The sequence below is a fragment of the Rhizobium sp. RSm-3 genome (genome assembly GCF_001854685.1).
GTDB lineage: Bacteria > Pseudomonadota > Alphaproteobacteria > Rhizobiales > Rhizobiaceae > Rhizobium > Rhizobium ecuadorense.
This window is the reverse complement of the sequence record NZ_MAWZ01000035.1, coordinates 385226-398781: the sequence shown is the minus strand read 5'-3', so window position 1 is coordinate 398781 and position 13556 is coordinate 385226. Positions and strand designations below refer to the sequence as shown.

At 61.0% G+C, this 13556-nt stretch carries 12 protein-coding genes and 1 pseudogene; 6 read left to right on the top strand and 7 right to left on the bottom strand.

Annotated features, from left to right (window positions below; all coding sequences use genetic code 11):
- The 5 genes and pseudogenes from BBJ66_RS34350 to BBJ66_RS24825 all read right to left on the bottom strand — a co-directional run.
- A pseudogene (locus BBJ66_RS34350) lies at window positions 1-179 on the bottom strand (sugar ABC transporter substrate-binding protein); the annotation flags it as partial.
- A 98-nt stretch (window positions 180-277) separates the two neighbouring features.
- Window positions 278-1786, bottom strand: coding sequence for an aldehyde dehydrogenase family protein (locus tag BBJ66_RS24840; RefSeq protein ID WP_071090552.1), 1509 nt, complete (start codon window positions 1784-1786; stop codon window positions 278-280).
- Window positions 1786-2565: an enoyl-CoA hydratase/isomerase family protein gene (locus BBJ66_RS24835; protein ID WP_071090549.1), complete on the bottom strand. Its 780-nt coding sequence runs from the start codon at window positions 2563-2565 to the stop codon at window positions 1786-1788. The genes BBJ66_RS24840 and BBJ66_RS24835 overlap by 1 nt, the downstream gene beginning before the upstream one ends.
- Entirely contained in the window at window positions 2558-4171 is a 1614-nt protein-coding gene (locus BBJ66_RS24830) for an acyl CoA:acetate/3-ketoacid CoA transferase (RefSeq protein ID WP_190238013.1), read from the bottom strand. The genes BBJ66_RS24835 and BBJ66_RS24830 overlap by 8 nt, the downstream gene beginning before the upstream one ends.
- Window positions 4172-4176: 5 nt before the next feature.
- Window positions 4177-5250 carry a LacI family DNA-binding transcriptional regulator gene (locus BBJ66_RS24825; RefSeq protein WP_071090543.1) on the bottom strand — a complete coding sequence of 358 codons (1074 nt, stop codon included), beginning with the start codon at window positions 5248-5250 and terminating at the stop codon, window positions 4177-4179.
- A gap of 426 nt (window positions 5251-5676) precedes the next feature.
- On the opposite strand from BBJ66_RS24825, the gene lepB reads away from it, so the two are divergent.
- From lepB to BBJ66_RS24810, 3 genes are all read left to right on the top strand, one after another.
- Entirely contained in the window at window positions 5677-6537 is an 861-nt protein-coding gene (gene lepB, locus BBJ66_RS24820; RefSeq protein ID WP_083335615.1) for a signal peptidase I, read from the top strand.
- A 239-nt stretch (window positions 6538-6776) separates the two neighbouring features.
- Complete coding sequence (locus BBJ66_RS24815; RefSeq protein ID WP_071090536.1) at window positions 6777-8312, top strand: sensor histidine kinase; 1536 nt, start codon at window positions 6777-6779, stop codon at window positions 8310-8312.
- A 63-nt stretch (window positions 8313-8375) separates the two neighbouring features.
- Window positions 8376-8999 (top strand): carboxymuconolactone decarboxylase family protein, encoded by a 624-nt coding sequence (locus BBJ66_RS24810; RefSeq protein WP_049734114.1) that lies wholly within the window; start codon window positions 8376-8378, stop codon window positions 8997-8999.
- A gap of 25 nt (window positions 9000-9024) precedes the next feature.
- Here BBJ66_RS24810 and BBJ66_RS24805 read toward each other — a convergent pair whose 3' ends face one another.
- Window positions 9025-9999, bottom strand: coding sequence for an alpha/beta hydrolase (locus tag BBJ66_RS24805; protein WP_190238014.1), 975 nt, complete (start codon window positions 9997-9999; stop codon window positions 9025-9027).
- A 170-nt stretch (window positions 10000-10169) separates the two neighbouring features.
- Window positions 10170-11057, bottom strand: coding sequence for a LysR family transcriptional regulator (locus BBJ66_RS24800; RefSeq protein WP_049734112.1), 888 nt, complete (start codon window positions 11055-11057; stop codon window positions 10170-10172).
- Between the two features lie 133 nt (window positions 11058-11190).
- Between BBJ66_RS24800 and BBJ66_RS24795 the strand changes: the two genes are divergently transcribed.
- The 3 genes from BBJ66_RS24795 to BBJ66_RS24785 all read left to right on the top strand — a co-directional run bounded on the left by BBJ66_RS24795 (window position 11191) and on the right by BBJ66_RS24785 (window position 13536).
- A complete protein-coding gene (locus tag BBJ66_RS24795) occupies window positions 11191-12042 on the top strand; it encodes an oxidoreductase (protein WP_071090530.1) in 852 nt (283 codons plus the stop codon).
- Window positions 12043-12316: 274 nt separating this feature from the next.
- Window positions 12317-12628, top strand: coding sequence for a DUF1883 domain-containing protein (locus tag BBJ66_RS24790; protein ID WP_049734110.1), 312 nt, complete (start codon window positions 12317-12319; stop codon window positions 12626-12628).
- A gap of 233 nt (window positions 12629-12861) precedes the next feature.
- Complete coding sequence (locus BBJ66_RS24785; RefSeq protein WP_049734109.1) at window positions 12862-13536, top strand: VIT1/CCC1 transporter family protein; 675 nt, start codon at window positions 12862-12864, stop codon at window positions 13534-13536.
- Window positions 13537-13556 lie beyond the last annotated feature (20 nt).

The window sequence follows — 13556 nt, the reverse complement described above, 5'->3', positions numbered from 1 at the left end:
TTCCAGGCAAACCCTTCCTTCGACAGATCCTGCTTCAGAACGTTCAAAGCCGCCGCCTCGCCGCCCGACGTCCACCAGTGCAGCATCTGCACTTCCTTCACGTCGGCTGCTCGAGCGGACACGCCGGCGCCGGCTACAGCCAGTGCGATCACGGCAGTCGTGGTCAGAAACTTACGCATCAAAGAACCTCCCAGTTCCCGTTTGGAAGATGCGGAACCATTTCCGCATCCGATCACCCGCCCTCCTCAGGCGTAGTTTCATTGCCGGCTAAGCCGGCCTAGGTTCTCGGCATCCACCAATTGGTGCGTTTGCCGATATGCATGTTCAGCGTCTTGGTCTCCGTGTAGTCCTCGACCGCATGGCGGCCGAGCTCGCGGCCGAGGCCGCTCTGTTTGTAGCCGCCGAAGGGCAGCTCGGAGGCGCCGTCCATGAAGGTGTTCATCCAGATCGTGCCCGCCCGCACCGACCGGCCGATCGTCAGGCAGGTGTCGAAATCGCGGCTCCAGACACCGGCCGACAGGCCGTAGTCGATGGAATTGGCGATGCTGACCGCTTCGACAGTCGTCTCGAATGTCAGGACCGACAGGACCGGTCCAAAGACCTCCTCGCGCGCCACCGCCATATCGGAGGTGACCGCTTCCAGGATCGTCGGCGACATGAACTGACCCATGCCGAGGTCGAGAGTCTCGCCGCCATGGGCGACGCGGGCGCCGCTGCTCCTGGCACCGGCGACATAGCCTGAAATCTTCTCCAGATGCTGCGGCGTGATGATCGCGCCGACCTGCGTCTGGGGATCGAGGGGATCGCCGACCTTCACCCCCTTCGACAGCTCGGCGACGCGCCCGACGACGTCGGAGGCGATCGACTTGTGAAGGATCAGCCGCGAGCCGGCGTTGCAGCACTCGCCGGCATTGAAATAGGCGCCGAAGACGGCGGCATCGATGAAGGCATCGAGGTCGGCATCGGGGAAAACGATCTGCGGGTTCTTCCCGCCCAGCTCCAGCGAGACCTTCTTCAGCGTCTGCGCCGCATTCGACATGGTCAGTTTTCCGACACCGGTCGAGCCGGTGAAGGAGACCATGTCGACGTCTGGATGAGACGTCATGACCGCGCCGACTGCAGGTCCCGTACCGGTGACAATATTGACGACGCCCTCCGGAATGCCTGCCTGCTGCAGGATTTCGCCCAAGACGAGCGTCGATCCCGACGTCAGCTCGGAAGGCTTGACGACGGTCGTGCAGCCCGCGGCAAGCGCGAAAGGCAGCTTCTGGCCGACGATCAGGAACGGGAAGTTCCAGGGCGTGATGATCGAGACAACGCCGATCGCTTCGCGCAGGACGACGCCGAGCGTGCCGTCGCCGAGCGTGTTGTAGCTTTCGCCGTGGAGGTCGCGGGCGAGAGCCGCCGCATAACGCCAGATGTCGACCGAACCGGCAATTTCGCCTCGCACCTGGGTGATGGGCTTGCCCGCCTCGATGGCATCGAGAAATGCCAGTTCCTCTGCACGTGCGGCGATCAGATCGGCCGCCTTGAGCAGAATGGCGGAGCGTTCGGACGCGGTCATGCGCGGCCACCGCCCCTGGTCGAAGGCCTTTCGTGCCGCAGCGATGGCGCGCTCGGCATCGCTCCTGCTGCCGGTCGGGAAGCGGCTGACCACCACGCCATGGCTCGGCGCGATACGTTCGATCGGATCGGCGGCGCCAGCCTCCCATTTGCCATCGATCAGCATCTTGAAATCACGCGCCTTGTGGTCGCTGAGCGCCGTCGGGTTGACGAGAACCGTCATTACCATTCTCCCTTGAATATTGCCGGGCGCTTCTCGCTGAACGATGCGACGCCCTCCTTCAGATCGCCCGTCTTGGCGGCGAGGATCGAGCCCAGGGCTTCGACCGCGGTTCCGTTGTCTTCACCATTCGCCGATGCGATCATCAGCTTGACGATCTCGATTGCGGCCGGACCTCTCGCGGCAATCCGCTCGGCATATTCCCTGGCGGCGGCGAGCGCGTTTCCGGTTGGAACCACCGCGTCGACGATCCCGAGCAGGCGGGCCTCTTCTGCGGCAAAAATCTCGCCGCCGAGCGCCATGCGCCGGACGGCCTGCGCGCCGAAGCGGCGCACGAGACGCTGGGTCCCCGACCAGCCCGGCACCATTCCAAGGCCGGTCTCCGGCAGGCCAATCTTGATGTGTTCCTCTGCGAGGCGAATGTCGGCAACACCCGCCAGCTCGAGCCCGCCTCCGAGAGCGTGGCCGTTCAGGGCCGCGACCAGTGGCACCCTCAGTGTCGCCAGTCTTTCGAAGATGCGATGACCGTGACGAACCCAGGCGTGACCGAACTCCTGAGGCTGCATTCCGCCCCATGCCTTGATATCGCCGCCGGCGGAAAAGCCCTTTCCTTCGCCGGTGAGAACGGCAGCGCGCACATCCGGATTCGCTTCCACCGCGTCGGCCGCCTCCGCCAAGGCTTTCAGCATATCGAGATCGAGGGCGTTCAGCTTCTCCGGACGAGAAATCGTCAAGGTCGCTACATGTCCGTCGACGTCTACTCTGACTGTTCCGCTAGCCATGGAAGCTGCCCTCCAGCGTCCGTGCCTTTTTGGCCGGGAGCGACAGGCCGATGCCGGCCTCGCCGAAAAGTGCCGCATCCATGACCTTCAGGTCGGGTGCGACGATCAGCGGAAACTCGGACTGATCGAGGATCTCAGACCGCAGATCGACGCCGGGTGCGATCTCGGTAAGAACGATACCCTCAGGCGTCAGCCTCATCACGCACCGCTCGGTGACATAGATGATATCCTGCCCCTGTTCGATCGCCCGCCTGCCGCTGAAGGTGACGTGTTCGACCTCGTTCACCAGCTTCTTCAGCTTGCCTTCTCTCTCGATGACGAGAGCCCCATCGGCGATCGACAGCTTCGCCCCGGCATTGAACATGCCCGAGAAGACGATCTTCTTTGCCCGCGCGGTGATGTCGACGAAGCCGCCGGCGCCGGCCGTCACATGCGGCCGGAAGGAAAGTTTGGAGACGTTGACCGACCCGTCCTTGCCGATCTCGAGGAAGGACAGCAGCGACGCATCGAAGCCCGCGCCCTGAAAGTAAGTGAATTGGTAGGGGGACGGCATATAGGCATCGGCATTGGATGCGCAGCCGAAGGCGAAATCGAGCAGCGGCACGCCACCGACCGCACCTTGCTCGATCACCCAGGTGACGGCGCCATGGAGCCCCTCCTCCAGCAGGATGCGCGGCACGTTGGCCGAGATGCCGAAGCCGAGATTGACGCAGCTTCCCGCCTGCAGCTCCTGCGCGACGCGGCGCGCGATGACCTTCTGAACATTGAACTCGGGCACGTGGAAGCTATCCAGCGGACGGAAGATCTCCCCCGAAATCGCCGGATCGTATAGCGTCTGCGTCGTCTGCTTCTGTTCGGGATCGACGACGATATAGTCGACCAGCATTCCCGGCACCCGGACGTCATGGGGTTTCAGCGAGCCCTCCTTGGTGATCCGCTTGACCTGGGCGATGACTATGCCGCCATTGTTGCGGGCGGCGAGCGCCTGATCGAGGCCGCCGAGATAGGCGCCTTCATGTTCATAGGTGAGGTTGCCGCGCTCGTCGGCGGTGGTGGCGCGGATGATGGCGACCTGAGGAACGATCGAAGGGAAGAACAGCCAGTCGTCGCCCTCAAAGCTGACGCGCTTGACCACCTGTTGTTGCGACGCCAGCTGGTTCATCGCGCAGCCCTGCCGCCGGGGATCGACGAATGTGTCGACACCGACCTTGGTCAGCACACCCGGCCGCTTGGCGGCGGCTTCGCGATGGATGTCGAAGAGGATGCCGGAGGGAATGTTGTAGGCCGGGATCTCGTTGTTGGTGATCATCTGCCAGATGAGCGGCGGCTCGGACGATGACGGTCCCGACGGATAGGAGCCGCCGATGATGCGCTTGAGCAGGCCCTTCCTGGCAATATGGTCGACGCCCTTGATGCCGCTCATGTCGCCGGCGGCGATCGGATGAAGGGTCGTCAAGTCACGAGGGTGGCCGGTCGCATCGAAACGCTCGCCGATCGCCTTCAGCAGGAGGTCCGGGCAACCGAGACCGCTGGAGGACGATACCGTGACGACGGCGCCATCCGGGATGAGCGCGGCCGCTTCGGCTGGGGTGAGATGCTTCTTCATGGGCATTACTCGGCGTCCTGTTCCGATTTTACGCTCTTGCCGGTTCTCGACGGCGCGGCCTTGCCGGCGCCGCAGCTCTCGCGAACGACCAGCCGAACGGCTGTCGTCACCGCCTCCGCCTCGGCCTTGCCCGCATTGATCTGCTTGAGCAGCATCTGCGCGCCGCGGCGCCCGATGCCCTGCGGATCGACCGAGACCGTCGTCAGCGCCGGAACCGCCGCCTGGGCCTCGATGACGTCGTCGAAACCCACCACGGCGAAGTCGGCGCCAGGCTCCAGCCGGCGCGCACGCAATCCGTCGCAAACACCGAAGGCTACGGCATCGTTGAAGCAGACGGCTGCGGTCGGCCGGCGGCCAAGCGCAAGCGCTTTTCCGATCGCCTCGACCCCGCCGGCCCGCGACGGCGCCGAGGAGATGACGAGTTCTTCGTGATAATCGAGCCCGGCAACCTCCACGCCGCTTCGGTAGCCGGCATGCCGGTCGTCGAAGACGGCGGTGTCGGGAAATCCACCAAGAAAGGCGATGCGCTTGTGGCCGAGCCCCGCCAGGTGCTTGACCGCCGACATCATGCCGGCCTGGTTGTCGGAGACGATCGACGAGACCTTGGCGCCGGGCAGGTTTCGAACGACGACCACGACGGGAATCCCGGCGGCGACGAGCGGCTTGAAATCCGCGGCATCGGTGGCGCGGGCCGGCGAGACGATGAGGCCGGAAATGCCATGCTCACGCATCGATGCGACAACCTCACGCTGCCGGTCGATGCTCTCGCCGGTGTTCGACAGGAATTGCACGAAGCCGGCCGACTGGACGACCATATCGACGCCGACCGCCAACTCAGCAAAGAAGCTGTTGGTCAGGTCGTTGACGACAACTCCGACGATCCGCGATTTGGCGCCGGCTTGGCGAAGATTGGCTGCGCCGCGATTATAGACGTAACCGAGTTCGCGCATCACCGCATTGACCTTGGAGCGTGTGCCCTCATTGACCAGGGAGGAGCCCTGCAACACCAGCGACACCGTCGACTTGGAGACGCCGGCGGCCTTCGCGATATCAATGACGGTTACCCGCGCCTTTGTCATTTCCCTCTCCGACCATCACGTCGACTGCTGGATAAATATTTGGAACGTTCCAATTATGTCAAGGGAAATTTGCATAGACACCATTCTCTCTCACGGTTTTCGCGAATTTATTGGCCGCCCATGTGGCAATGAAGCGTTTACAAAATTGGAACGTTCTAAATTTTGGCCGAGACCAAGGGCCATCCGGTGATATTCTCGGGCACAAGAGAGCTACATTTTTCTACGATAGAACGCTGCCAATCTGGGGCTGGTATTTTTCAGGACATCGACTACAAGTCGAAATGAGGCGTCGGCCAAAGAACGATCGTGAGCTGAGTATATTCGCCAAACCTATTGAGATTTTTTATGCAAATTTTTAGAGCTTTTCGCGCTCGTCGTCCCATTTGCGCAGCGACGTTGGGACTTCTATTCGGTCCGGATGTGGTTATGGCCTACCTCGGACGTGGCTGGAATGCCATCGCCTACTTTATCGGCGGCATCATCATCTCGATCGCGCAACTCTGGTTGTTTGGCGTTCCTTCGGCTGCTGTTTTTGGGTATTTGCTGATCTTTGCCTGGCATCTGATCGGTCTGTTGCATGGCTATCGCACGGCAAAGAAGATGCCGGCAGAGACCATGTTTCCTTGGTACTCGCGGTGGTATAGTCTCTTTCTGATCTTTTTGATTGCAGCACTGGCCTTGGCGATGCTGGTTCGCAGTCTGCTCTTCCAGCCATTCACAATGCCGGCGAGTTCCATGCTGCCTAACTTGCAGAGCGGCGACTACATGTTCGCGCAAAAATATGTCTACGGATACAGCCGCTATTCGTTCCCGTACGGGCTTGGACCGCGGCATCGTATATTTGGATATGGGCCGGAGCGAGGAGACGTCGTCATATTCCGCCAGCCGATGGACCCGAGGATCGATTTCGTGAAACGCGTCGTCGGCCTGCCGGGTGACCGCATTCAGATGAAATCGGGTATTCTCTACTTGAACGGTACCGCAGTTGAGCGCGAACCGGCGGGTGATTTGACCTATCAATCAGAGACAGTGCATGCCTTTAAAGAGACGCTGCCATCTGGCCGCAGCTATATGATTGTTGAGCAAGTGGACAACTCTCGCGGCGACAACACCCGGGAATTCACTGTCCCCGACGGGCATTATTTCGTGCTGGGCGACAATCGCGACAACAGCCTGGATAGCCGCTTCGATATGGGCTTCGTCCCCGATGACAACATCTATGCGAAGGCAGCGATCGTGCTGTTCAATTCCGAGGATAAATCGCGGCAGACATCGTGGATCCAATAGGCTTGAGGCCGTCCATCCTCTGGCGTCAGCGCCATCGCTCGACATTCTCGATCGACAGAAAAGCGATCAAGATCCTCTGGAGAAAGGTGTCCTTGCCATCGGTGGTGGTTGCTTTGAACGATGTGACAGTGCCCTCTCTTCACGTCAGGAAGCCCGAATCGATAGCCATTAGCGAAACTTTATCGTTTCTCACCAATGCTACAGATACGTGCAACGTGCCAGATCTGAAGCAGGGCCGGATGATGCCACACTCGTTTGAATCCATTCTAGAGAACCTGCCGCAGGGCATCGTTCTCCTTGATCCTGCCGATAGGGTGACGGCTTTCAACTCCCGCATGCTGGATATTCTCGGCCTGCCCGATGGCGCCATCGGCAGAGGAATGACTATCGACGGATTGCCGGGCACCGCCGATTGCCGTGCAGCCGCATGCCGGCAGTCGACGACCGGCAGGCCGCATACGTCTCAGTTTGCGCTGTCCGACGGACGGATGGTCTCATTGACCTGCGCCCCCTCGAAGGAGGGAGGCTGGATCCTCAGCTATGAAGACATCTCTACCCTGATCCGCGTCGAAGACAGTCTCACCGAACAACATCGCCGCTTCGACGCGGCGCTCCGCAACATGCCGCATGGGCTGTGCATGTTCGATTCGACGAAGAAGCTGATCCTGTGCAACCCCTCCTACGCGCGGATGTACAATCTGCCGGATTCACTGACGCAGCCAGGGACGCCGCTTGTCGATATCCTGGCCTATCGCAGCCGCGAGGGAAATGGCCCGGCCGACACCGCGACCTATTTCGATGTGGTGTTCGAAGCGACGGTGCGTGGTGCGGTGGCCAGCCAGAATATCGTGCTCTCCGACGGCCGCGTCATCAAAATCACCCACAATCCGATGCAAAACGGTGGCTATGTGGCCACCCACGAAGACGTCACCAAGACAGTGCGGCTGACGGAAGAGCTGCGCCGGCATCACGATCAGCTCGAAACGACGGTGCAGAGCCGCACGGCCGAGGTCGAGCGTCAGGCGCGGGAACTCGAGCGAATGCTTGCGCAGGAACGCAACATCAACGAATTGCAGCGGCAGTTCGTGGCCATGGCGTCCCATGAATTCCGCACACCGCTCGCCATCATCGACGCTGCCGCCCAGCGGCTGCTGCGCAAAAGAGGAGCAGTCGAGCCCGAATTCTTGAGCGACAAGGTCGATCAGATCCGCGCATCGGTGAACCGGATCGTCGACCTCATGGAAAGCATCCTATCGGCCGGGCGCCTCGACACCGGCAAGATCGATATCAGCTACGACGCCTGCGCCTTGAGATCCTTGATAAGAAGCTGTTGCGAGCGGCAGTCGACGATCGCCAAGACGCACAGCTTTGTGTTGGATATCGACAGGCTGCCCGAGTTCATCGACGGCGATCCGCGTAGCTTGGCGCAGGTCTTTACCAACCTGCTGTCCAATGCCGTCAAATACGCGCCCGGAACACTCGAAATTCGCGTCACGGCATGGCAGGAGACCGGAAACGTCAAAGTGTCGATCAGCGACGACGGGGTGGGGATCGATCCCGAAGACGTGCCGCGGTTGTTCCAGCGCTATTTTCGTGCCGGGACGTCGACCGGAATTGCCGGAACGGGCATCGGCCTCAACCTGGTGAAGCAGATCGTCGAACTGCACGACGGCTCGATAGAGGTTCGAAGCGCACGAGGATGCGGATCGACATTCACCGTAACCCTTCCGATCAAGCGAACTGGTCACGCTTCTGAGAACAATGACGCTGCCTGATTTTTCAGGATTGCTGTCCCGCATATCTACCCTATCCTTCTCGCTATAGAGGAGGACCATGCCATGGCTTTCATTCACACCCCCAATGCATCCGCCAGCGAGAAGACAACGTCGATGTATGCGTCGGCCGAGGCGAATTATGGTTACCTGCCGAACATGTACCGTGCCTTCGGACACCGGCCGGAGGTGATGGAGAACTGGGCAGCGCTGCTTTCGAGCATTCGCGGACATATGAGCCTCAGGCGCTACGAGCTGGTGACGCTGGCAGCGGCCAAGGAGTTGAAATCCTCCTATTGCATGCTGGCGCACGGCTCGGTGCTGCTGCGCGAGGGGTTTACGAGCGACGGGCTGACGGCTGTCGTCAACGAGACGGAGAAAGCGCCGATCGATGCCGGCGAACGGGCAATCATGGCCTTTGCCGCCAAGGTGGCGCGCGACGCGACGTCGGTGACCCAACAGGATATAGACGGGCTGAAGAAACATGGGCTGAGTGACGCCGAAGTCTTCGACGTCACGGCCGCGGCAGCGGCTCGCTGTTTCTTCTCGAAAATGCTGGATGCGCTGGGCGCCGCACCCGATCACGCCTACATCGAGCGGCTGGAGCCGAATATCAGAAAGGCGCTCAGCGTCGGCAGGGAAGTCGAACGGCCTCTGGCGCCGTCACAGTCGCGTGGCACATCACAATGAAAGAGTAGCCCCTACCCTTGCTGGCTTATTCTTCCGGCTTGTCCTCAAAATGCCGGATCGCAAACTCGGCAATATTCTGACTCGACCGATCGGCATCGTCGAGCAGCGAGGGAAACAACTGCCACTGATGCGGCATGCCGGGCCAGATCTCGGTGGTGACGTCCACGCCCGCCTGGCGCGCCTTGTCGGCGAGCCGCAGCGTATCGTCGAGCAGGACTTCACCGGAACCGACCTGCAGCAGCAGCGGCGGAAAACCGGTCATATCGGCATAAAGCGGCGATGCCTGGGGATCGGTCGGCGAGCGGTTGCCGAGATAGGCTTTGCGCAAGGCCTCGATCGAGGCGCTTCCGACCAGCGGATCGTTGTCGGCATTTGATGTCATCGATCCGCCGGTCGCGGTGAGATCGGTGATCGGGCTGAGCGCAATCACAGCCGCCGGCAATGGCTTTGCCGCCTGCTTCTGCCGCAGCACCGTCTCGATCGCGATATTGCCGCCGGCGTCGTCGCCGGCGATGATAACGTTGTCGTTGCGATAGCCGTTGTCGAGAAGCCAGCGATAGGCCGTCAGCGCGTCGTTGATCTGGGCGGGATAGGTATATTCGGGCATAAGCCGATAATCGATCAGCAGCACGTCGCTGGATGCGGCCTTGGCGAGCGAGCCGGCAAGCAGGCTGTGCGTGCGGATGGAGCCGCCGGAGAAGCCGCCGCCATGAATATAGAGGATCACCCTGTGGCCGATCGGGTGATGCAGACGGGCCGGCCACATCAGCTCGGCATCAACGCCATCGGCATCGACCTGCCGGACCTGGATGCGGGTCGGCCCGGGCGTCGTTTCCATCAGCGTCCGGAAGGCTGTGCGCCGCTGCTGCAGGCTATCGGCATCGGCAAAATGATCCTTCCAGAGGCTGACAAGCTTTTCGACCTGCTCGCGCGAGGCCTGGCTTTGCGGTCCAATGTCCTTGCCGACCGCCGACGGGGCCAGCAGCATCAACGCGGCCAATGCCGGCAACAGACCGCCGAGCCGCTTTGATGCGCTTCGATTGACAGTTGGCAAGATCCGACCGTTCATCAGCCTCTCCCGATAATGCTGGCCATGGCGGCCATGGCAGCATCTTTGGCCAGTTCGAGCGCAGGAGTCAAAAGGCCGAGGGATGCGAATCCTCACCTTTTTTACTCGGCTCTCATCGCGTCGATGAACGCCCTGAAGCCCGCCGACATATGGCGGCGGCTCGGATAGTAGAGATAGAGCGGTTCCTCCGGCTGGCACCAGTCGTCGAGCACCTGGATCAGTTCGCCGCCGGCGATCGCCTTTTCCACGCGTGGCTCCCAGATATAGGCAAGACCGACGCCGCCGAGCGCTGCCTGCAGCATCAGTTCGTGATCGTCGAGCGACAGCGGTCCGGTCGGCTGGAAGCTCACCGTCTGGCCATCCTTCTCAAATTCCCAGGCATAACGTGCGCCTGACGGAAACATGTTCTGGATGCAGAGATGGCGCTTGAGCTCGTGCGGCGTCGTCGGCTTCGGCCGGACCTCGAAATAGGCTGGCGAACCGACCACGACCAGGCGGATGCGCGGTTTGATGCGCAGCGCGATCATGCCTTCGGTGACACGTTCGCCGAAGCGGATGCCGGCATCGAAGCCCTCCTCGACGATATCGACCAGCCTGTCGGTCGCGTTGATCTCCAGCTGCAGATTGGGATTGCTTTTCAGCAACGGGCCGATGATGCGACCGATGACGAAGGGGCCGATCGAATTCGGCACGTTGATCCTCACCTTGCCGAAGGGCGTGTCGCGGTAGCGGTTCAGCGCATCGAGCGCTGCCGCCATCTCCCCGAAGGCCGGGTCGAGATGCGAGATCAGCAGTTCGCCGGCCTCGGTCAGCGAGACGCTGCGCGTCGTGCGGTTGAGCAGGCGGATGCCGATCCGGTCTTCGAGGTTGAGCACGGCATGGCTGACCGCTGAGGCGGTGACACCCCTCTCCTCGCCGGCCTTGCGGAAGCTCTTATGCCGGGCAACGGCCGCAAAAGCCGCGAGTTCGGAAAGCTCGGTGGCGCGCATTACTGAATGACACTCATCGTAGTTTCAATAATAACAAATCTTATACAGCAACGGATTTTCGGTCAAATTCAACCCCGTCAGCACAGAGATGCGACGCCGAGACAGCCAAATCGACCTCGAAAGGAAAATCGTCATGAAAGTCTGGTTCATCACAGGTGCATCCCGCGGCTTCGGCGCGCTGATGACCAAGGAAGCCCTTGCATCAGGCGATGCCGTCATTGCCACCGCCCGCAACCCGAAGACCGTGGCCGAGCAGTTCGGCGATCATCCGAACCTTTTGGCCGTCGCGCTCGACGTCACCAACGAGGCGCAGGCGAAAGAAGCTGCGGCTGCCGGCATCGCCCGCTTCGGCCGCATCGACATTCTCGCCAACAATGCCGGCTACGGCCTGCTTGGCGCCGTCGAGGAAGCCACGGCCGAAGAGATCGAAAAGCTCTATGCCACGAATGTCTTCGGCCTCCTGAAGGTGACACGCGCCGTGCTGCCCTATATGCGCCGCCAGCGTTCCGGCCATGTCCTGAACTTCTCCTCGATCGGCGGTTACTTCGGCTATCCCGGCTGGGGCGTCTACGGCTCGACGAAATTCGCCGTCGAAGGCCTGTCGGAATCGATGGCCGCCGAACTCGAACCCTTCGGCATCAAGGTGACGATCGTCGAGCCCGGCTTCTTCCGCACCGACTTCCTCGCCGATACGTCACTGGCGGTCAGCCCGGCCTCCATCGCCGATTACGAAGGCACGCCGGCCGGCAACATGCGCAACTTCGCCGCCGACGCCAATCATGCCCAGCCCGGCAACCCCGCCAGGCTCGCCGCCGGCATCATGACGATGGTCAATTCGGCCAATCCGCCGCTGCGCATGCCGTTCGGCAGCGACACGGTGGCGATGATCGAAGCGCAGCATGCCAGCGTCGAAAAGGAGCTTGCCGCCTGGCGGGAACTTGCCCTCTCCACGGATTTTCCGAGCGAGGCAACAGCCTCGGCCTGAGAGCCAAGACCAGTACCGCCGCATTCCGGATTTCGGGATGCGGCGTGACAGCGAGAGGCAAAGGCAGCCGGAAGCCCCCGCTGCCGTCCCTTACTTCATCTTTGACATGTCCTTGCTCCGGTTTGAGTCGAACCGCAAGGACGGCGGCGGCCGGACTTTTCCGACACCGCGCTTCGAAATTTCTCCGATCGGGGTTTGCGACCGATTTCCAACTTTTCCTTAACCGGCATGCTGGTAAAATCTCGTCGCAGAGACTTCAGACACCACGAGACCGATGCCGAAACCGAATTTCCGCTTCACACATTACGATCTCAAGGAACAGCGCGCCGGAACGATCATCGAGGTGTCGTTGAATGCCGTGAACAATGTCCGGCTGATGACGGCGCCGAATTTCCAGCGCTTCACCGAAGTTCTCGATTTCAAATATATCGGTGGCGTGGCGCGCAAATCGCCGATCAAGATCGCCGTTCCGGAAAGCGGCCACTGGCATGTCGTCGTCGATATGGAAGGCCATCACGGGCTGGCGGACTCATCCGTCAAGGTGATCGCCGCGCCGCCAAACCAGAAAACGCCGCGCGCCTCCTGAGCTTTACAGCACCGCGCGTCTCGATGACGAAGCGTCGTGGTAGCGCCGACGCGCTCACGTCCAATCGTGCTGATCCTTGATCACGATCAATGAATCAGGCTGCTATGTCGATCACAATCCCCTTGCGAGCCGTAGCCGCCCGGAGCGCGAACCCATGCAAATCAGCTTAACTTCCATGACAGAGCGCGAGTGGAAACATCAGACCGTGGTCTTCATCACGTGGGAAGTGGTCCATGACTTCGAAACTGATCGGTCGTATCACCAATATCATTGATCCCGGCGATGCGCTCGGCGAAGTCCTTTTCGGATTGATTATGGCGCTGACGTGGACGGTCGGTTCGAGGCTGGTTTTTGAAAAGGAAGGGTTGAATGTCCACGATCTGATCGTCGCAACGATCGGCTGCAACGTCGCTTGGGGGATCATTGACGCCGTCTTGTTTTTCCTGGGTACGACGTTTAACAAAAGCAGGCGGCTGCGGCTTTTTCGACAGATCAAAACCGCCAGAAGCGAATCTGCGGCGCTGACGGTGCTTGCGAAGGAATTCCCGATAGCGGAGGCACCATTCTCTGCAAAGGGCGCTGACGCGGACGCACTCTATCGATCGCTCCTGACGCTCGCACGCCGGGCCGATCCTGTGAAGACGTCCCTCCCGAAACGGGATCTGTTGGCCGCAATCGCGGTCTTCGTTCTGGTCTCGGCCACCGCCGTTCCGGCGGTGATCCCTTTCCTTCTCATCGACAGTGCGCACCTTGCCCTGAGAACCAGCAATCTGTTTCTCATCATGCTGCTGTTTGTGACGGGCTATGCCTGGGCGAGGTTTTCAGGAGGCAGGCCTTTTTATGCCGGGATGACGATGACTTGTCTCGGCTTGCTTCTGGTTGCAATAGCGATCGCGCTTGGCGGCTGAGCCCCGTTCACCAACCGAAC

Bases quoted from the DNA above. Each gene is read 5' to 3' on its own strand.
- BBJ66_RS24840 (WP_071090552.1), bottom strand. From the start codon at position 1,786: ATGACGGTTCTCGTCAACCCGACGGCGCTCAGCGACCACAAGGCGCGT.
- BBJ66_RS24835 (WP_071090549.1), bottom strand. From the start codon at position 2,565: ATGGCTAGCGGAACAGTCAGAGTAGACGTCGACGGACATGTAGCGACC.
- BBJ66_RS24830 (WP_190238013.1), bottom strand. From the start codon at position 4,171: ATGAAGAAGCATCTCACCCCAGCCGAAGCGGCCGCGCTCATCCCGGAT.
- BBJ66_RS24825 (WP_071090543.1), bottom strand. From the start codon at position 5,250: ATGACAAAGGCGCGGGTAACCGTCATTGATATCGCGAAGGCCGCCGGC.
- lepB (WP_083335615.1), top strand. From the start codon at position 5,677: ATGGCCTACCTCGGACGTGGCTGGAATGCCATCGCCTACTTTATCGGC.
- BBJ66_RS24815 (WP_071090536.1), top strand. From the start codon at position 6,777: ATGATGCCACACTCGTTTGAATCCATTCTAGAGAACCTGCCGCAGGGC.
- BBJ66_RS24810 (WP_049734114.1), top strand. From the start codon at position 8,376: ATGGCTTTCATTCACACCCCCAATGCATCCGCCAGCGAGAAGACAACG.
- BBJ66_RS24800 (WP_049734112.1), bottom strand. From the start codon at position 11,057: ATGCGCGCCACCGAGCTTTCCGAACTCGCGGCTTTTGCGGCCGTTGCC.
- BBJ66_RS24795 (WP_071090530.1), top strand. From the start codon at position 11,191: ATGAAAGTCTGGTTCATCACAGGTGCATCCCGCGGCTTCGGCGCGCTG.
- BBJ66_RS24790 (WP_049734110.1), top strand. From the start codon at position 12,317: ATGCCGAAACCGAATTTCCGCTTCACACATTACGATCTCAAGGAACAG.
- BBJ66_RS24785 (WP_049734109.1), top strand. From the start codon at position 12,862: ATGACTTCGAAACTGATCGGTCGTATCACCAATATCATTGATCCCGGC.